We start from the raw sequence: 425 nt of genomic DNA on the forward strand, positions 1-425 counted from the left end.
TGTCGGTGGTGAAGACGGTGTCGAAGACGGCGGTGAACGTCGTGTCGCGGTCACGGATGAGGAACCGGAACCGTCTCGCCCGCTCACCCAGAGCTATGAGGAGGTTCCGGGCTTGTTGGGTGGTCCACGATCCGTCGGGCGGAGGATCAGCTGGCGGATCTCCGTTGGGGTGGAGGGCCTGCCGGGTGGGCGGTGCGGCTGGGTTCAGCGGCGGCGGACCAGGTGGCGGTGCCAGCGCAGAATCGTCTCAGGGCGGACCAGCAAGGTCGGCGATGAGGTGCGCGGGAGCAGCCGTGCCAGGCCGGCGAGGATGGCGCGGTCGGCCCAGCAGTACCGGGGCCGGGGCACCTGGCGGCGTAGCACGGTGAGTTCGTGGCGGAGCACAAGGATCTCGGCGTCTTTCGTCGCCGAGCTGCGGGCCACCA

The 425-nt window shown here is 69.9% G+C and carries 1 pseudogene; it reads right to left on the reverse strand.

What is annotated here, in order from left to right:
• Nucleotides 1-204 precede the first annotated feature (204 nt).
• Nucleotides 205-425, reverse strand: a pseudogene (locus tag FMEAI12_RS40465) (helix-turn-helix domain-containing protein); the annotation flags it as partial.

The sequence above is a fragment of the Parafrankia sp. Ea1.12 genome (assembly GCF_900465275.1).
Classification (GTDB): domain Bacteria; phylum Actinomycetota; class Actinomycetes; order Frankiales; family Frankiaceae; genus Parafrankia; species Parafrankia soli.